The following is an 18,605-nucleotide window of genomic DNA, read 5'->3' as shown; positions in this document are numbered from 1 at the left end:
TTTATCACCAATAAGTTACCGGGTCTTAGAAGTGTTATAAATCCAAAACAAAGCAATAGCTGCATTCGCCACCCATAAAGCAACCCAAAACAAGCCCGGTAACCAAGTTAAATTAGCTAAATGTGCGGCATCGCCTTCGTGGGTATAACCAAATAAAGATAATGAACTTAACAACCCATTTAAGATCAATGACACGCCAAATAATTTATATATATGCCTAATCCATCTAACACTTCTGATGTATAAAGAGGCTAAAAAACATATAGCAATCAGCATCAAAATAGCGAAAGTGAGTAAATCAGAGACATAAAATAAAAGCGTAACTGCGATTATTGATAGCATTATCACAGCTAAAATCTTTGTTATCGCAGAGTTTCTAGGCTCAGCAATTTTAAAGATCATTGCACCAAACCATGGTGTCCCTAAATAACCACTGAAAGCTATGATTGTATGAATACCACCAATGCTAAAACAATAGCCAGAACCATCAGTGAACAATTGTATTTTTTCAACAACTCCACCGGTCAACAACGTTGCTATACCATGGGATAATTCATGGTAAAAGGTAGCAAACCAATATAGGGGTAGCCCAAGAATAGGTATCTGAACAAGAAAAGCGGCTACCGCAAGGTAAATCCAGAACTGAATGCCCTTTTTATCTAACCAATCCATTTATAGTTCTGTATTAAGTGACTTCATAATTGAATCATAAGGTAAATCAGAGGCTAGCACCAATCGAAAAGAGTTAATAATATTAAATACTTTTCTGTTTAATTCATTTGATCGCCGATGGGCAACCACTTGCTGGATAATTTGAAAAAGCCCCCACCAATCCAGTGCGGTTGTCACTTTTTGAATATCATTATGATTGAGGACATAGCTATAACTGACGGTTGATAATAATTTCGAAGGCAATAAACCACCTAGTTTTAAACTACCTGCGAAATCGATGAGAGTAAGTTTCTCTGTATCCCTTTCATATAAAATGTTAGATGGCTTAATATCACCGTGAACAATCCCTTTGGTGTGACAATGATGAATTACGGAAATTAATCGAGGTAATAAGCTACAAAATGTCTGAACATCATTTTCGGTAAAATCTGAGAGTGATATAGCCTTTGCATTGTATTCAAGTGTGATTAATCGCTTAGCAAATTGCACTGCAATTCCTTTTTGAATGTTTCTGGCACGGCCATACTCCCCAGAACACAGTTCAATTGCGCGCCATTCATTATGCAAAAACTCAACGTCGGAATAGTGTTTAACGTAGTAACAGTCGCCAATTTCTACAACGGACGATACACTTTCATTATCATTGCGGTACATTATAAGTTCGGTAATAATTTAAATTGATTAATCAAGTTAAGCGCTAAATGCTGACTAGAATTTCTCAGGGTATAGCTGAATGTTAGTTGTTTTTTATCAATAGAATAATCCAAGCGCCTAATCAGCCTTGATGAAGTTTGTTTACCCTCACCATCGAATAGCATTCTAAATAAAGCCCACTGCCCTCGATAAGTCTTAAATGCAACGCGATTGGCTCCGTTAAAAAAGCTGGCGCTTAAAAATCCATTTATTCTATTTGAAGGCCAGCTTAAATCACTCCATATCCTTGGGCCGTGGTTGTAACTGAAGATGTCTTCATCACCACGTAAAACAAAACTAGAAACATCAGAACTCATTTCAGTCGGCATAAACCCTAGATTTAACGCAAGCTCTTGACCTGATCCAAAAAACATTCCACTAAGTTGTTTGGATTGGGCAAGTGTATCAAGACTTTGCTTTTTAACGGGTAAAATAGCTCCATCTACAGTCTCAAGCTTTAATTTACCCTGATCCCAAGAAACAAAGGGTTTGAGATAGGTATTAATAAAACTGTCTACCAGTCCTTGTGGTTTAAAGAAATTTGAAAAATCCGCTAAGGCAACTTCGCTCCGGCCATTTTGAGTAAAGGGAAAACGCCCTAAAATTGCTTGAGTGTAAAATGAGTAGATGTTGTCATTCCATTGCTGGTTAATGTATTGAATATCACTTTGAACGACTGAATGCCAAGATTGAACAGCAATATTATTGGCCCATTTTCCAACTTGTGCAGGAGCTTTGGCTGCCTCTCGCTCAAAGTTTGTAAGCGGGTCTTGCGTTCCTGCGGCATGCTCCTTGGCATAATCATACATACTTTTATTTGGCTCTGGGCTTGATAATGCTTTTTCAAAATAAGTATTTAGCTCGTCTAAGGAATCAATTAAACCTGTAACAGGTAACTTATCTCCAGTTCGTCCAGTTCCCTTTAAAAAATCCGCGTATGATTGAAAAGCCTTATTGACGACGAATGAAGGCTGTAAACTCAAAATTTTATTTCCTAAAGCGCGGTTAATCCGATTAGCTTTACCTAAGGCTTTAGAGGCGCTTTTCAAACCAAGCTGTTTTGCTAATTTTTGATTTCCTTTTGTATCAGGTTTTTCTTCAACAGCTAATCGCGTATTTGAAACAATGGCACCAAGCACATCCAAGATAGGGCTCGTCACCGGTTCTCGTGCTTTATGTAAAGCGTATGAAAGATTGACTGTAGAAGAAAATTGTTTGATATGTATGTTTTTGATCAAATCTTTCCAATGCTGAATATAATCAGCGAAATATAGATTTTGCACGTCTTTGCTAAGATCATTCATCTCTGTGATTGAAACAGAACTCATATCTCCTTTTATTGCTCTATAGTCTTCTAATTGCTCTCTCAATAATTTAGATTTCGGTGAGAGATCCAATTGATTAAGACCTTGCTTGGTAAAAATTTCAGGTATCAAATATCCATGATATCCATCACTAAATCTAAACAAGCTATCAAAATTGTCTCCTAGCTGATTTCTGACATCCACTTGATTTCTATATTTAGGTAAACCTTTTATTCGTGTATAAATGAGACGCTCTGGAGACATACCATCCAAGCTGCTGGTAGCTGTAGTTATCAGCTTATGATTGGCTTTTAAGGATTTAGAATATTTGCTGCTTAATAAATCAGATAATAAATTAGATAGATTGGTAAGGTTATGAACAGAAATTTTATCCTGTTCTTGTAATGTATCTAGAATGTATTGTTTTAAATCTTCTAAATCCAGCCTGTGCTTGTCAAATAGCATTTCATAATAGCGAAGTACTTCAAAGATCTTTGTTGGGTTATCAAAACTGACATAGATATAAAGTTCTTTACTAATCAAATAATCAATTTTTGGCAGCAACTCTTTTTGTAATTGTTGCTGGTATATATGGTATATACGTCTTGCAGTATCGTCTTGTTGAGTACTCACACGTTCATACCACGGGGCATCTTCTATTCCTGTTACAGCCACTTTGCGTAACTCACTAAGTACTGCGACTAGATGTGAGATGTTCTCATCAGAAGAATTTAACCTCTTTATATCTTCTTTATAAATATTTAACTTAGATAACGCTTCTGCTCTCCATATCTCATCCGTATTCCAATTATTTTTTAACAATACAGATGTGTAAGCCACTATGGCACACACACCAGCAATTAAAAGAGATTGTCCTGCGATATAACCAAAATGCCTAAAATGATTTACACCTACAATTTCATTTTCTGGATAAATAATGTTTGAAAAAATACGAGCTGAAAAATAATTCCGTCTGCCAGGGTTGCCTTTAAGCCTTGCATTGGTATTAAACTCGGCAGTCTCGGCTATTGATTGAGACAATAGATCAAATTGTTTTCCCTTTTGACCGCAAGATAATAAGTATACTCCTCTTAACCAAACAGCGTCTCTAACGCGATTTTCTTTCCCAATTGCTGTCAATAACTCAATCACTAACTTAAAAAAGATTCTGAGTTGGTAAGGCAAAGCAATAATTGAAGCTGCTTTATCAGCATCAATATTTGTGATCAGTTCAAATTGCTGGTCTACAACCGACTCTAACAATCGTTCTGTTTGATTTTCGAAGTCATCAGCATCAAATCGACGGTCTTGAGTTATAGGAAAGGTAATTCCAAATGGATTATCAATGTCACAACCAGAGAAAATTTCAAAAAACGGTACAAAATCAGCAATAAGGTCAGCCTTAGACAATACACAATAAACTGGAATATGTAGCTTTAGAAAATCACTCATTGCTAAGGTAGCTTCTTGAATAACAGTACTCATAGATAGGCGCGTTTTTTTATCCCCCAAGAGTAAACGATCGCTGCCAATAATAGAGATGATGCCATTCACTCCTTGTCGTGGCCGATGTGACAATAACTGCTGCGAAACCAATTTCCAAAGCTTATCGTCAAGAGATTCGTTGTTAAAAATTCTTGCGCCAACTTCTAGCGCTACAATTTGATCATTATGCCAAAAACGGATCAGTTGCTGACTGTCCTGCTCTTCAAGTAATTTATCAAGTAAAGGTTCAAGGTTATTTTGAAGTAAGAAAGAGCTTTTAGCATCCTTCTCTCCCCCTAAAACTAAATACCATGGTTGATCATAAAGACTTTTTAATCGACTGCCGCTTCTGCCTTTTAACTTTTTAACCGCTTGCTTAAATAGCCTTTTGAGCGCTTTAGTATCTTGATTGAGCAAAACATATTCATCGTGATTGGGATCAGATTGCTTTTTTTTATCTAATCTTTTCATCCACCAAAAAATAGCCATCCCAAGAAGCACCAAGGTAATGACTATTCCTAGATATTTCAGCCAACTATAAGTACTTACTGATGGTATGTACCACCATAACAAGCAAGTAAAAAGTGCACTAAGTAAGACAGTAAAAACGACTAATATTTTTTTGAACATAGTTTATTGCACCTTTCTAATGGTAGCATTTAAACCAAAACGAATGTTTAGTTCATTAGCAAGTTCTCTGATAGTTGCTAAGTCCCCTGTCTTACTCAGAACTAATTCAATGCCATATTGTGTTTCGATAACTGATGTGTGATAGCCGGCATCTTCAAGTACTCTTCCTAATTGTGTAGCATCACTTGGATTGGTGTAGACCCCTAGAAAGACTTCCCACCTCACTGCATTCATTTGATTTTGCATGGATTGTTCATGTGACATTTGACTGTGTGTTTCATCACCAAGAGTGTTATTCTTTGCACCTGTTGCTGGAATGCTTTCATTCATTGCTACAAACTGATCAAGCACCAGCTTACTACCTCTGAAGTACCAATATTCAGTACTCATATAGATCACAAGTAATATTAACGAACCTGCCAATAATACCTTTCTAAAACTGACCATTCTCCATGGTTTTAATGCCTCAGGTAGTTTTGGAGTAAGTGGGACAGGTAATGCAGTTTCTTCACGGAAGTTTCGTATCAATTTAAATGTATTTGACTTAATTTCATGTAATTCGGTTTCATCGTTATGACGATACTTGCCCTGAAAACCTAACATCATCAGTACATATTGAAGTTCAATAAAATCGACTAATTTTTGAGGCTGTAAACTGGCCCTTTCTAATAATTGAAAAAAAACTTCACCGCCATTTCTTTCACTAAAACTTTTGCTAAGTAAGGAATGATTAACCCATCGAGAGTCCTCACCCCATTTGGTATAAAGGATAGCTTCATCAAAGGCTGCACATAGTACAAAAGAGCTTTTCTGAATCACACTAGGATGGTAATCGAGCATCACTCCCAAACTTTTAAAATGTGAAATTGCATCGAGTAAACGTTGCCTAAAACGATCAATATCTTTAGGTTGTCCTTGACGTGGTATAGAAACTAAAATTCCAAGCAACTGTGTAGCCGCATTCAATAGTGGGCTTTTATAAGCAACAAGCTTCTCAATCAACTTTTCTGTGCCAGTTAAATCTGGGGTATTTTCTTCATCTGAGCAATGGTTCTCTGGCGAAGATTGCTCTCGACGAATAACGACTGTGGGCTCATCTGAAAAAATATTAGCCATCGGAATTACCTGATCACATGAAATTCAATTTCAACATTTTCAATACACTCATCAATGTGCAAAGCAATCGGTTCATCTTTTTTGATAATTGACTGCCACAATTCCGATTGAGTATTGATTTCAAAATACGCAGCATCATGTTTAGATTTAAGTTCTGTTGGCGCATATGGTAAGTTTCGTAACGGCACGCCAGATAAAGCATTTCTTACTAATTCAGCAATGGCACTGTTCCCTGCAAGTTTAGCCGCTTTGGGAAATTCATCACAGAGCCTTGACGCTCCAATACTGGATTTAACAACCAGAATAAATTGACCATCATGAAACAAACTCCGATCTTTAACTATCGTGCGCAGTAACCGCCGAGTAGCAAACAAATTACTATTCCATGAAAGTGTGGTGACATTGTCTATTTGGACTTCTCGAAGTAGCACTAAAATCTCAGAAAAAACGCGTGAAAAAATGCCGTAAAGATCGTTATGATTCCAAGAACGAAATTCTTTAGGTAATTTGCCTTCCAATCCTTGAAATTGGCCTGCCATCGAGACGCACTCGAGGTATAGAAGATGAGTAAGTAAGTAGCCATTCTCATTCCAGTGACCTACTTTGGGTATCCAAGCACCTAATGCCTGTAACCATAAGTAATCTCTAGTGAGAGATTGATAGCTTTTACTGTCTCCATCAGCAGTTAAACGTTGAGCTATGGTCTTTGCTCTATATTGCATCTGGGCATATAAATCAGAGATGCTTTCCCGAAGATAAGTTGAAACTCCAAAGTGAAGACAAAACGGGACAAATGCTTCGTTAAGTACCACTTCACCTTCATATTTAAATTCTAAAATTTGAGCTATCGCTAATAAGGTGTAGTCTTTGAGATCTTCCCCTTCCAATTTTAGAGTAACGTTTGGTATCCCTATCTCAATATTTAAAGCTTCGGATGATTCTTGGCTAGTATCAAACACTTGATGTTCGGCTAATCGATGCCTCATCCTTTCGTCTTCACCTACCTCAACCACCCCACTCCGTGCAATAGGCAAAGCCAAATACACTTTTTTCTTTGCTGAATTTTCTGGAACCTCAAGAGTTATCCCATTCATTAAGGAAAAAGGAGTGCCATCTGGAAAAATGCCCTTGGCATGCTCTACATGAATTTTGCCAATGCTTAATAGCGAAAATTTAATGGCAAGGTCATACAATCCGAAACAATTTGGGGTTACTAATGTAGCGTACTCTCTGGTGTAATTTTCCAAGTATCTTTCTTGCTGTTGGAAATGCTGAGGGCTTAAAAACATCCCCTCAGTCCAGACTATTTTTTTCGTTTCCATTACTTACCTTATTGATTAGCAATTAAAGTAAGTCCATATACTTATACTCGTATTTCGGTAACTACTTATCTTCAATTTCTCCTGAAACTGATAGATTTAAACCATCTAAATTGATATTTATAATTGCGCCATGTGAAAGCAAAACCTTATAAATTCCCTTGGTTTTTGCTTGCCGATAGTCTGCAAATGCCGCAATAATGCCAATAAATTGGGTCTGTGCATTAAGTGGATAGGTAAACTTTTTAGACTGTCCAGGAAATATACTCGACAAATTACGCGCTGATAATAAACCCGCTTTGAGTGCTCCCTGAGGATCGGTATACAGGCTAATAAAATCAGTTTGAGAAAACGCTTCACTATCATTGAGCTGATAAAGCCTCAGCTCTATGGGCGAAGCAACACCTGCTAGATTTGGATTAATATTATTATGAGCAGTAATGTTCACCACCAATTGGGGCGACGGCTTTATGTCATCACCAAAGGGCCAGATGCTGCTTATAGTGCTGCAACTACTACAACACAAAGTAAACAAGATTATGGTTAAGTTTTTTTTCATCTTAATCCTCATCACCATTTCTTTGTGTTTTGAGTGCTTCTGTAAAATAGGCATGGAATTTAATTTGCCAAGTTCGGCTATTTAATTGTCTGCTGTAAAAGCGTTTATACATTTCCCAATAATTGGGCTTTCGATGAAAAATTGATGGCACAGTCAAATCATCAAACATACTCTGTAAATTGCTGGGAGATAATTCGATTAACAGTTTTGATATTGCCAATTCCATGGCGTTTTCGGTCTTTTGCTTTAAATTTTCTTCAGCACTAATCAGCCTTGCAAGGGAATAGCTTGTCTCTTGTTTTTCTACACTTGCTTTAATTGGTGATGGTAGTTTGGTTTTCGCTAATGATTCTTCGTAAAATGGATCTTCTTCTACATCAACAAAACCAATCTCGGCTTCTTTTTCGACTTCTGCAATATTGATGTCCATGCCTGAATTAAAGGGATCATCCTCAACCAAATCGAGTTGTGACTCTTGTATTGTCGGCTCTAACTCTATTGGTTGCTGTCTGTGGCTGGATGGTTCGTCATAAGGAGTGCGAGAATTGGACCGAAGCTCTTGCTGGCCTAGGTCAAGCTGTTTATGAAAAGGATCGTCATCAAGATCATCAGTTTGAGGGCTAGAATCAAACGGGTGTGCAGTAGCTTGCTCTGGTAGAAAGCATGAGACTAAGAGCCGATAATTTCCAATCCCTAAAATATCACCATCATTTAAACTGGTTTGAACTCCCCTACCTAATGGCTTAGACGAACCATTAATAAAAAGACCATTAGAGCTGTTATCCATAACTTGATAACCTCTAGCCGTTTTTCGAATAACAGCATGCTGGCTGGAAATTATTCTTGATACATCATTAAGAGTCATTGTTGACTCAGGCGAACGCCCGATTTCTCCCCCTGTTTCAGGGAAATTCTTATTCCATTCAGAAATACTCTCGCCCTCTGGGGAGCTAATAATACGAATTGACAATGGCATAATGTCTATTTCTCAAATGAATACAGGTGAGTTCGAATGCTAGAAAGTTTCACAGCTCCTACTCAATTACAATATCAAACTGACCTGAATCTAACTTGATATCAATCTCACTTATAGATAATCCTTCAATCATACGCTCGATACATTGGTTAGCTAAATTAGGCATCAATGTTCTATTGATAATTTGTTCAATGGCTCTCGCACCTGTTTCTGGGGATTGATTTCGGTTAACGATTTCTGTAATTACTTCATCATCATATTTAAAGCTGGCGCCATATCGTTGTGTGATACTTTTTTCGATTCGCTTGAGTGACAGACGGGTAATCGCCGCCAATTCTTCGTCGTTTAGCGGATAATACGGTACGATAATCGTTCGCCCAAGAAATGCTGGCTTAAAGTATCTTTGTAACTCAGGAAAGATGGTTTGAGTTAATTCAGGAATATCAGGACGCTCATGTTCACAGGCTTGAACCACTGCTCCGTCAGCGGCATTTGATGTCATAATGATGATAGTATTTTTAAAGTCGATATTTCGCCCTTCACTATCTGAAATACTGCCCTTATCGAATATTTGATAAAAAATATCATGCACTCCAGGATGTGCTTTTTCCATTTCATCAAGTAATAATACAGAGTATGGATTTTTTCTTACCGCTTCAGTTAATACCCCACCTTTTCCATAGCCAACGTATCCAGCAGGAGAACCTAACAACATTGATACTTTATGCTCTTCTTTAAATTCTGTCATATTGATGGCAATTATGTTGTGTTCGCCACCGTATAGCTCACCCGTCAAAGCCAAAGCTGTTTCTGTCTTTCCTACGCCACTAGGTCCACACATCAAAAATACGCCAATAGGTTTTCTGCTATCTTTTAGTCCTGCACGCGCCATTCGAATCGTCTGGGAAATTTCGGCAACCGGAGTACTCTGCCCGATCACTCTTTCACTAATATGCGACTCAAGGCTCATTAACCTTTCAACTTCTTGCTTCATCATGTTACCAACAGGAATACCTGTCCATAACGAGATAACTTCTGCAATAGTTTGCTTATTCACTTGAGGAATAACTAATGGACGCTCACCTTGCAATGAACTCAATTCATCCATTTTTTGCTTCAATTTTGTCTGCTGCGCTTGTAAATCTGATTTATTAGGGTTTTGTAACGCATCAGATAGCTGAGTTTGCAGTTGTAATATTTCATCGGCTAAGACTTTTTCTTGCTGCCATTGTTGTGATATTTGCTCATGCTCTTGTCGCATTTGAGACAGCTTTTCTTTCACTTTATCAATATGCTCAGCTTCGATTGACCACAAATTTGTTTCATGAGTAGCTGTTTTTATTTCTTTTTCTAAATAATCAATTTGCTCTGCTAATGCTTCCAGCTGAAATGGAGTGGCAGATTGACTGAGCGCAATGCGAGAACAAGCGGTATCTAGAAGACTTATGGCTTTATCTGGGAGCTTTCGATCGGGTAAATAGCGAATAGACATTGAAACTGAAGCTTTGACCGCTTCTTGCAGAACTTTAACTTGATGATGATCTTCTAAGCTTTGTTTTATGCCAGAGAGCATCTGCACAGCTGAATCTTCTTCCGGTTCTTTTACACCAATTAATTGAAAACGACGTGTTAATGCGGCATCAGATTCAAAATACTGCTTATATTCAGCCCATGTAGTTGCGGCAATAGAGCGGAATTCACCACGAGCTAATGCTGGTTTTAGAATATTTGCAGCATCATTTTGACCAGCTGCGCCACCAGCACCAATTAATGTATGTGCTTCATCAATAAACATAATAATAGGAACCGCTGACTGCTTTATCTCAGTGATAATGTCCTTTAAGCGATTTTCAAACTCACCTTTTATGCTGGCTCCAGCTTGAATCGAGGAAAGATCTAATGCTCTGAGCTCGACATTAGCTAAAAAAGAAGGCACATTCCCAGAGACAATTTGCTGTGCAAGTCCTTCTACAATTGCAGTTTTTCCCACACCGGGATCGCCAACCAATATTGGGCTGTTTTGTCGGCGTCGACATAAAATATCAATGGCCTTTCGAATTTCAACGGTTCTGCCCGTGACTGGATCTAAGTTTCCATCTCTTGCCGCTTGTGTAATGTTTTTAGAGTACTTATCAAGTGCTGGTGTATTACTGTCAAAGCTTTGCTCTGTTGACGCTGTGTGTTCTATTTCTGTGCTGGTGGATGTTTTAGAAGTCTTTAATGATTGCGCTTTTAACCATTCTGACGAAAGGTTATTAATCCACATGCTCAATGCACCATTGTAGGCTCCCTGTTCAATTCTTTGCTTTAGAACCAGTAATAAATGGTATTCATCCACTTTCATTTGGGAGTGATTTAACGTGGCTAACATCCACGCATCTTTTAATAGCTCAATTAAATATGCCGAAAGTGAAGGTGAAGAGTCATTTCCTTTACTAAAACTTGCTAACTCTTCGTTAACCTTGGTAATCAGAATATCTTTTGGAGTACCACTGGCTTCACACGCTGCCAACCATCCCATTTTTTGAGCTCTAAAAAGTACATAAAACCAATGTTCAAGCTCAATACTAAAATGAGTTCTAGCTAAACATTCTCCGGCAGCATCTTCTAATGTTGTTTTCAGTTCCGTTGTTAAGCGTTTGACTAAACTTTGTAATTCGACATTAATCATAACTATTCCGACTCATTGTAAAAGCGGATCAATAGCAAGCGGCATTTCAACAAATTGTTTTGATGTATTTTGGCTTCCCATCCAGGCTGAACGTCCTAATTTAGTCGCGTTACTTGCTGATGATAGTAAACGTGTTCTAGGTAAATATCGGCTATTCACCTTCATATATAACTTGTACTTAATATTGATCCCCATATAGGTTTTCACCATATGATCAATTGCAAGCGTTAACTTCTTATCACTATAAACTTCTAAATAATGAAGATAATTTCGTGGGCATATTTTTATCTTAAGGCTCTGCCCCACCATCGTGGCGACTTTCCCAATAAGTGTAGTTTTACCTAGCTTTTGGTTTTGACCGTTACGGCCAATTCTCGTTAATGAACATGGTGTGAGCGCTTGATGCTCCATATCAAAATAGTCAATCTCAAATTTTGCCTCAAAATAATCTTCTAGCATCATTCTCAATGCTATTGGGCAGGTCAGTTTAAAACCCAATAAAGCTGTATATTGAATAAAGTGTTTTTGTGGAATCACATTTGATTCGCCTACAACACCGGATAACTTAGCCAAAAGCTCACTGATGTGTGTCCCATGTGTTGGCCATGTAAATGTTTCTTCTTCTTTTAAGCGCACTATTTGATGCTTGTTTTCGACCTGACAAAATAAGTTTAAATAACGGTTATTAAAGCCATTAAAAAAATCGATAGCTGCTTCATCGCTATACTCAAAACGCGCTTCTAATGCGGCACGATACATAGGCCGAGGCATAACCCCATGACTTCCAGATAATGCAGCTATGCTTGTTTCAATTATCCAAAATTGTCGAGTGTTATGACTGACACTGGTGACCTGAGAATGATAATAAGCAGGTAATGATTCACATCGGAACCTAATTCTTGGCCTCGTACCATTACTCGCCGCTTCGTGTTTAATTAATTGCCAAGCGCTAGCTAATTCTGCACCATCCACTGATGATAATTTTTCAGTTAAAGAAGACCTTTGCATCCTGATCTCCTCGGAAACGAAATATATACTTCATCCTGACTTTCTAGCTTTATTTCAAGTTGATTAAAACTATTAAAGTTCGCGAAATATGAAAAAAATTTATCTAATAGCGTACTAAATAATACTAAGCCACCATTTATTTGATTTGCATCTAAGGTAACCGTGATCTTAGTTCCATAAGCGAAGCATCCTTTTCCTGAAACTCTAATTGGAGAAACTATCTGTTCAAGTTCAATGTTATTTATCGACTCGATATAAGCGGTGTTTTGTGTGCTTTGATTATGGTTGTACAAATGGAAAACCTCTTTAAGAGTACGCTTGGGATCATTGTTACCTAAAATGCTCTGATAATTGAAATGTAAATGACACAATAACGACCAAATTTCTTCATCCGCATCTCTACGCTTTAGTGCAATAGATGGCTTTCGTAATAACCTCATTGTCCCCGGAATTGTTAGTGAATCTCTGCAGCGAAGTTCACTTGATAGAGGTAAAGTACCCGCTTTTAAGCCATTGGTTACCGTCACTTTCACCAGCCACGTTCTGTTATCTCCACTTGCACCAAGATGTTTAAGATCAGCAACTTTTAAATGGCTTTGAATATGACCATCTTCATGTGATTCTTGAACTAATTGCCACCTTAACCCACACTGATTTTCAAGATATTTCTCACTATAGATAGCTGGAACTTTGACTAAATCTCCATCTGTTACATCAAAGACTTGATCGACAGAAAAAACCTCTATCCCCTCGATTTGACCAGAATCTAATATCAACGGATATTGCCTTTTTAAAAAGTCTATTGAAACCGGATCAGCCGTCATAGTGTGCAAGTTAACTATTGGTACACAGAACAAACAAAAATTGTTGGTTGAGAGCCCTCTAGCCATATCAACACTTAACTCACTAAGGAAAAGTCGTAAACAGATACGATTTGAATCCACTTGCTTTAGACATTCATGTAAATCAAACCTAAACGCATTAAATCGCTCTGGAAAGGTAAAAAATTCAGCAAGAAGCCTAAAACCAGCGAATGAAGATACATTATAAGGAAGTAGACTTTCTTCTAGCTCAAAACCAACTGAATTCATACGATTACGACCTAAAACGTAATTTTTATCTTCAGTCGAAACACATATCTCAAGTGTCTTTTGAAATACTATGTCGTACAATCTCAACGCAGCATTGGCTTCACCTTTTAAATATAAATTTAATTCTTTGATATCTAAATCTGAAAACAGAATCGTTTCATCAATGGTCTCAATATCAATTTCAATTAGTGCCTTAGCTTGCTCAGCACCTTTAGGCTTCGGAACATCAAAAGGTGCAAAAGCGACTCGAACCTTACTGAGTTTAATTGGATAAAGTGTAATGTCTTCAGTCGTTCTAAAAATGCACGATGTCTGATTGCCACTCTTTACATCAAACTCAGTAAGCGCTGGTATTAAATGGCTCGAATTGGCAGAATCATCGATTGCAAAGTTTAAAATTGCATATGAAGGAATCGGTCTTAGATAATGTGGGAATAGTAATTGAATAAGACTTTCAGTAAGTTCTGGAAAGCTACCATCCAACCTCTTTTGTAACCGGCCATTTAATAAAGCGATACTTTCTATAAGGCGCGATATTTGCGGATCATCCACTCCCTCCTTGCTTATTCCTAATGCGTTTGCAGCTCCAGGATGCTGAATGGCAAACATAGCACCATCACGCCGAATGAACTGCTGCTCTTGTTCAAAGTAGGTTAACATTGTCTCAGACAAGGTTTGAATTCCTTATATCAAGCTGATTGAAACTGAAATCCAATACCGAATCAAAAACCATTGTTTCAGAACCAAGCTCAGTATCTAAAACGGCTGAGATGCGAAACTTTAGGTTGTTTGTAAGTTTCTCATCTTTGCTCGGTTCGATAAGTACATGTTGAAGTCTGGGCTCATACAATTGAATCACTTCTGTTATATCAGCTAAAATTACCTCAATGTTGGCTTTACTCTGTGATCGAGTGGCATGACGAATCCCATAATGCACAATGGTGCCTTTTAAATGTCCAGTTTTTAATTTTTCCTCCCAGAAAGGGGCACGACAAGATATTAAAGAACAGACATTTTCTATAATTATGTCTCTCATAGAATCAATGTTGTTGCCCCACTTCTGTGTCAATTTAGCCATCATACTCATGCTGCTTCTCCAACGTCTTGGTTGGATAAAGTGGTACTCAGCAGAACTTCTACATCCATCAACTCATATTGATACTGAGGTTGTAATCGTATTTGGCAAAAATAGCGGGTTTTATCTAAAGGGTCCGCTTCTATTTTGACTTCACAAGACTTTAATGGATAACGAGCCATCACAGAATCTTCACCGTAATCAAGCCCACTAATGTATTTTTGCAACCAGCGTTCAATACGTTTTTGACAGTCGTGAACACTGTCATATCCCCCTACCTGATCGCGAGTTTGGGTTTTAATATAATGACCAAAACGACATGCCATAAGGTTTGTTTGCAGCATCCCCAAAATTCGCTCGGCATCAGATTTTGCATTCCATACTGACTGGTTACTGAAAAAACCTTTTTGTTCAGTCAGATAAAGACTGCTTAATGAAACAAAGCCATGTTCTGCCCAAAAACCATCCTCTTCACTATGCAGATCAATTTTGGTAACCACTGGTTCATCATTAGATGTGGAAACCAAAGCACCACTCACACCGTCCGAATTGTAGGAACGCAAAAATCCAAACCAACTAATCCTATCAAATTCTTTGATAGCATTAGCGGTTAACATAAAGGAACAGTTGCCCCATAATGAATTTTTAGCGGTGTCGGCTTCAGAAAATATGAATCCAGAGTTATAATTTTGATAGGGTGCCCTAAGGAATAACTCTGGCATAACTAAATGTAAAAAACGTGATGAATTGTTATTTCTAAGTAAGTGCCAAGATTGATAGTCTGGGCTTTCTAGAATACGGTCAATTCGTGCAGGATCTTGCATTTGACGTTTAGGATCATCACCGAAAAAGAACTCATCTAGCCCCAAAAGAATAGGACATAGTGCTTGCTCCCCCAACTCTGATAGCAACTGTAGTGTATACAAATCATCATAATCAGATATTGCTACATAGTCCGGCTTAACGAGGTGATCAATCAACAAAATTCCGTAAGGCGTGCCCCCTGCCGTATCAAGCTCTTGTGAATATATTTTTCGGTATAGAGCAGTATGTCGAACATCAAAGCTTAAATTCATATCAGCCGAAACTTGCTCCCAACTGAGGTCGAGTAATCTAACCTTAACTCGCCGCAGAGAAACATTTAATGAAGTAAGACTCTTTAATCCAAGCCAACAAGCTTCAAGCATCTTAAAATGTGGATGTTGAATAACTTCAGACAATTGAGCACTAATTACCTTATCAAGTTGCGCAATTAAAAGTGTTACAGTGACTTTAAGTTTGTCAACATCATGCAGATTGGAATGTTTTCCTAGTTCAGCCCATAACTTAGACGTTTGTGGCGTATTCAAAGTGACGTTTTGATATGAATGTGTCATTGGACGTAAGTTCCTAACTTGGAATATTAGCAACCATTCGTAAAGATGTTGTTAGCTCTTCCATCTGTAGCCAAGGTCTTAGGTAAGCTACTGCAGAATAGGAACCCGGCCTTCCCGCTTGTTCTTCAACCGTAACCTTTGCTTCTACCAATGGGTGTCTCGCCTTAGCTTCATTACCAATAGCATTGGGATTAACATATTGGTGAATCCAAGTATTCAGTTCTTTTTCAACATCACTGGGTTCTAGATGTGAGCCAATTCTATCGCGCCCCATAACTTTCAAATACTGCGCGATTCGGCTACTGGCCATGGTATAAGGCAAACGAGCTGATATAGCGGCATTAGCAGTAGCATCGGGATCAGTATAAGTTTTTGGTTTGTGCGCCGTTTGAGCCCCCATGAATACCGCGTAGCTGGTGTTCTTGTAATGAACCAAAGGTAAAAAACCTAAATCACTCAGTTCTTTTTCTCGTTCATCGGTCAGGTTTACTTCAGATGGGCATTGCTGCAACAAGTCACCTGCATCCGAGTAGTAAGTGAAATTTGGCAGGTTTTCAACTTTACCACCATTTTCAGTACCACGAATGGCTGTGCACCAACCAAATTGTGTAAATGCCTGAGTAAGTAGCAAACCATAGTCGTATGCAGCATTACTCCAGACAAAATCTTCGTCAGACTCTACAATTTGTGAACCATCAGGGCGAGTTTGTAATTCTTCATATTCAAAAGATTTAACTGGTATTGTAGCGGAGCCGTACGGCAATCGAGCCAATGTTTTTGGAAGAGTTAAGGCTACGTATCTTGAATCGTCGCTTGCTCTGAATGCATTCCAACTCGCATAAGCTGGTGAGTCAAAACCCGCAGCAACAGGCTTACCTTCTGAAAACTTAGTAAAACTATCGTAGTCAAACATACTGGCGTTTGTAGCAGTAACAAATGGTGAGTGAGATGCCGCCGCAACTTCTGCCATGTAACGAAGTAATGCAACATCTTCATCCCCATATCCAAATTCATAGTCACCGATCAAAGCACCATAAGGTTGTCCACCTGCAGTGCCGAACTCCTCTTGGTAGACCATAGTAAAGAAGCGACTTCGATCAATGGCTGGTGCATCTTCAAATTGTTCCAGCAACTCATCTTTAGTGTAATCAGCAAGTTTTATTTTTAAATCCGGCCCAAGTTCACTATTTTTAACCAATTTTTGTAGCCCTAACCAAGTACCTTCAAGTTTCTGAAAATCAGAATTACGCATAACACCCGATAGTTGCTGAGAGATTTTACTGTCAATTTGTGAAATGGCTTTTTGAATCGTCAATGTAAGGTTTTTGTCCCACGTAACCGTTCCATCTAAGGCTTGACTGGTGAGAATGCTTAATAACTCTTTGGTGGTATCGGCGGGGGTTTGTGTGGTTGCAGAAATTGCTCTTTCTAATAAACTTTGTTGCTCAACTTCACCTGCAGCAGATTCGGTAGCTTGTTGTTCTTCTGACATTACTCTTCTCCTCCATTTTGACCCACACCAAGCTCATCAGCCAACCCTTGAATTGCATCAGCACTTTGGAGTACTTCTTTTAAAAGACGTTCAAGATCACGAGACCGATCGGCCTTGCTTAATAGCACTTTGAGTTGATTACGAGTTTCTACCAATTTTTTAAGTGGATCGATTTGCGCAACAACGTTTTCTGGTTGAAAATCTTTCATGGAACGAAACTCAAGACTGACCTCAAATTGACTATCATCATCTGCCAATTTATTATCAACTTTGTAGTTCAGTGTTGGGTTAACTTGCCCCATAACTGTGTCGAAGTTATCCTTATCTACACCAACGAATTCGCGTTCTTCCAAATCCACTTTATCTGAATCAGGTTTATGACCAGAAAAATCACCAATGACACCGACAACAAACGGTAATTCTTTGGTTTCTACTGCGCCGTTTGTTTCAACATCATAGGTGATGCTTACTCGGTTTTTACTTACTCGCTTATGTTGTGCGTTTAATGCCATAACCGTCACCCCGATTGACTTGCAAAAAATACTGAAAAAAGAAACCTTGCTACCATTTCACAAGGTTCCAAGAGATTAATTTTGTTAAGCACCTGAAAGCATTTTGCCCTGTGGTAGGTTATAAGTAACAATACCGCCTTCTTTGACTTCGCCACCTTCCATTTCGTAATTGTGTTTTTGTGAAATTTCTACATAAGACAATGAGATGTTTTCATTAGGTTGAGATCCATCTGTACCGCTCACATTGTATGAAACTAAGCGTGCTTGACTGAGTTTCACTTGGAAGTAAAGTTTTGCGCCTGAACCATCGGCTTCAGGTTTAGTAAAAGCAATTTCAACGGTTTTTCCTTCTTTCCCCGGATTAAATAGATAAGAAAGTAAATCTTCTGATGCGCCATCGACTTGCTTAGAGATATTCACCTCTGTCATTGCAACCATGCCAGAATCGGCATTATTGCCATTACCAATATCCATGGCAACATTCCTGACACCGCCCCAACTATATGATCTCAAAGCAAACCAACCCGTGCCCTCAAGACCTTCTATCGTAGCGCCACCTTGAACATCGACGCCATCAATTCGCATATAGATACTTGCCATAGTAAGTTCCTTACTTATGAATGATT

Annotated in this window: 15 protein-coding genes; all 15 read right to left on the bottom strand. The window is 38.4% G+C overall.

Features of this window, described 5'->3' with window-relative positions; all coding sequences use genetic code 11:
• Positions 1-15: 15 nt before the first annotated feature.
• On the bottom strand, positions 16-672 hold the full coding sequence (locus D5018_RS03055; RefSeq protein WP_121837514.1) for a M50 family metallopeptidase: 657 nt from the start codon (positions 670-672) through the stop codon (positions 16-18).
• The gene (locus D5018_RS03050; protein ID WP_121837513.1) at positions 673-1,326 is read right to left on the bottom strand and encodes a protein kinase domain-containing protein; all 654 of its coding nucleotides are present in this window, start codon (positions 1,324-1,326) and stop codon (positions 673-675) included.
• Positions 1,326-4,784 carry a type VI secretion system membrane subunit TssM gene (gene tssM / locus D5018_RS03045; protein WP_121837512.1) on the bottom strand — a complete coding sequence of 1,153 codons (3,459 nt, stop codon included), beginning with the start codon at positions 4,782-4,784 and terminating at the stop codon, positions 1,326-1,328. Before tssM ends, D5018_RS03050 begins: the two co-directional genes overlap by 1 nt.
• A gap of 3 nt (positions 4,785-4,787) precedes the next feature.
• Positions 4,788-5,900 (bottom strand): type IVB secretion system protein IcmH/DotU, encoded by a 1,113-nt coding sequence (gene icmH / locus D5018_RS03040; RefSeq protein ID WP_121837511.1) that lies wholly within the window; start codon positions 5,898-5,900, stop codon positions 4,788-4,790.
• A 5-nt stretch (positions 5,901-5,905) separates the two neighbouring features.
• On the bottom strand, positions 5,906-7,222 hold the full coding sequence (tssK, locus tag D5018_RS03035) for a type VI secretion system baseplate subunit TssK (RefSeq protein WP_121837510.1): 1,317 nt from the start codon (positions 7,220-7,222) through the stop codon (positions 5,906-5,908).
• A 61-nt stretch (positions 7,223-7,283) separates the two neighbouring features.
• On the bottom strand, positions 7,284-7,778 hold the full coding sequence (tssJ, locus tag D5018_RS03030; RefSeq protein WP_121837509.1) for a type VI secretion system lipoprotein TssJ: 495 nt from the start codon (positions 7,776-7,778) through the stop codon (positions 7,284-7,286).
• Position 7,779: 1 nt separating this feature from the next.
• Entirely contained in the window at positions 7,780-8,754 is a 975-nt protein-coding gene (locus D5018_RS03025) for a type VI secretion system-associated FHA domain protein (protein ID WP_121837508.1), read from the bottom strand.
• Positions 8,755-8,812: 58 nt separating this feature from the next.
• The gene (gene tssH, locus D5018_RS03020; protein ID WP_121837507.1) at positions 8,813-11,425 is read right to left on the bottom strand and encodes a type VI secretion system ATPase TssH; all 2,613 of its coding nucleotides are present in this window, start codon (positions 11,423-11,425) and stop codon (positions 8,813-8,815) included.
• A 12-nt stretch (positions 11,426-11,437) separates the two neighbouring features.
• The gene (locus D5018_RS03015; protein WP_121837506.1) at positions 11,438-12,433 is read right to left on the bottom strand and encodes a type VI secretion system baseplate subunit TssG; all 996 of its coding nucleotides are present in this window, start codon (positions 12,431-12,433) and stop codon (positions 11,438-11,440) included.
• Positions 12,415-14,196 (bottom strand): type VI secretion system baseplate subunit TssF, encoded by a 1,782-nt coding sequence (gene tssF, locus D5018_RS03010; RefSeq protein ID WP_121837505.1) that lies wholly within the window; start codon positions 14,194-14,196, stop codon positions 12,415-12,417. Before tssF ends, D5018_RS03015 begins: the two co-directional genes overlap by 19 nt.
• Entirely contained in the window at positions 14,189-14,611 is a 423-nt protein-coding gene (gene tssE, locus D5018_RS03005; protein ID WP_121837504.1) for a type VI secretion system baseplate subunit TssE, read from the bottom strand. The genes tssF and tssE overlap by 8 nt, the downstream gene beginning before the upstream one ends.
• Positions 14,608-15,975, bottom strand: coding sequence for a type VI secretion system contractile sheath domain-containing protein (locus tag D5018_RS03000; protein WP_121837503.1), 1,368 nt, complete (start codon positions 15,973-15,975; stop codon positions 14,608-14,610). The genes tssE and D5018_RS03000 overlap by 4 nt, the downstream gene beginning before the upstream one ends.
• 13 nt (positions 15,976-15,988) lie before the next feature.
• Positions 15,989-17,467 (bottom strand): type VI secretion system contractile sheath large subunit, encoded by a 1,479-nt coding sequence (gene tssC, locus D5018_RS02995; RefSeq protein WP_121837502.1) that lies wholly within the window; start codon positions 17,465-17,467, stop codon positions 15,989-15,991.
• Positions 17,467-17,979: a type VI secretion system contractile sheath small subunit gene (gene tssB / locus D5018_RS02990; RefSeq protein WP_121837501.1), complete on the bottom strand. Its 513-nt coding sequence runs from the start codon at positions 17,977-17,979 to the stop codon at positions 17,467-17,469. The genes tssC and tssB overlap by 1 nt, the downstream gene beginning before the upstream one ends.
• Positions 17,980-18,063: 84 nt before the next feature.
• Complete coding sequence (locus D5018_RS02985; RefSeq protein ID WP_121837500.1) at positions 18,064-18,579, bottom strand: Hcp family type VI secretion system effector; 516 nt, start codon at positions 18,577-18,579, stop codon at positions 18,064-18,066.
• Positions 18,580-18,605 lie beyond the last annotated feature (26 nt).

The organism is Parashewanella curva, assembly GCF_003675895.1.
GTDB classification, from domain to species: Bacteria; Pseudomonadota; Gammaproteobacteria; order Enterobacterales; family Shewanellaceae; genus Parashewanella; species Parashewanella curva.
Note: the sequence above shows the minus strand (reverse complement) of the source record. Positions and strands in the feature narration are given on the sequence as shown.

What these genes read in the sequence shown, in the direction of transcription:
- D5018_RS03055 (WP_121837514.1), bottom strand. Translation starts at nt 672, where the DNA reads ATGGATTGGTTAGATAAAAAGGGCATTCAGTTCTGGATTTACCTTGCG.
- D5018_RS03050 (WP_121837513.1), bottom strand. Translation starts at nt 1,326, where the DNA reads ATGTACCGCAATGATAATGAAAGTGTATCGTCCGTTGTAGAAATTGGC.
- tssM (WP_121837512.1), bottom strand. Translation starts at nt 4,784, where the DNA reads ATGTTCAAAAAAATATTAGTCGTTTTTACTGTCTTACTTAGTGCACTT.
- icmH (WP_121837511.1), bottom strand. Translation starts at nt 5,900, where the DNA reads ATGGCTAATATTTTTTCAGATGAGCCCACAGTCGTTATTCGTCGAGAG.
- tssK (WP_121837510.1), bottom strand. Translation starts at nt 7,222, where the DNA reads ATGGAAACGAAAAAAATAGTCTGGACTGAGGGGATGTTTTTAAGCCCT.
- tssJ (WP_121837509.1), bottom strand. Translation starts at nt 7,778, where the DNA reads ATGAAAAAAAACTTAACCATAATCTTGTTTACTTTGTGTTGTAGTAGT.
- D5018_RS03025 (WP_121837508.1), bottom strand. Translation starts at nt 8,754, where the DNA reads ATGCCATTGTCAATTCGTATTATTAGCTCCCCAGAGGGCGAGAGTATT.
- tssH (WP_121837507.1), bottom strand. Translation starts at nt 11,425, where the DNA reads ATGATTAATGTCGAATTACAAAGTTTAGTCAAACGCTTAACAACGGAA.
- D5018_RS03015 (WP_121837506.1), bottom strand. Translation starts at nt 12,433, where the DNA reads ATGCAAAGGTCTTCTTTAACTGAAAAATTATCATCAGTGGATGGTGCA.
- tssE (WP_121837504.1), bottom strand. Translation starts at nt 14,611, where the DNA reads ATGAGTATGATGGCTAAATTGACACAGAAGTGGGGCAACAACATTGAT.
- D5018_RS03000 (WP_121837503.1), bottom strand. Translation starts at nt 15,975, where the DNA reads ATGACACATTCATATCAAAACGTCACTTTGAATACGCCACAAACGTCT.
- tssC (WP_121837502.1), bottom strand. Translation starts at nt 17,467, where the DNA reads ATGTCAGAAGAACAACAAGCTACCGAATCTGCTGCAGGTGAAGTTGAG.
- tssB (WP_121837501.1), bottom strand. Translation starts at nt 17,979, where the DNA reads ATGGCATTAAACGCACAACATAAGCGAGTAAGTAAAAACCGAGTAAGC.
- D5018_RS02985 (WP_121837500.1), bottom strand. Translation starts at nt 18,579, where the DNA reads ATGGCAAGTATCTATATGCGAATTGATGGCGTCGATGTTCAAGGTGGC.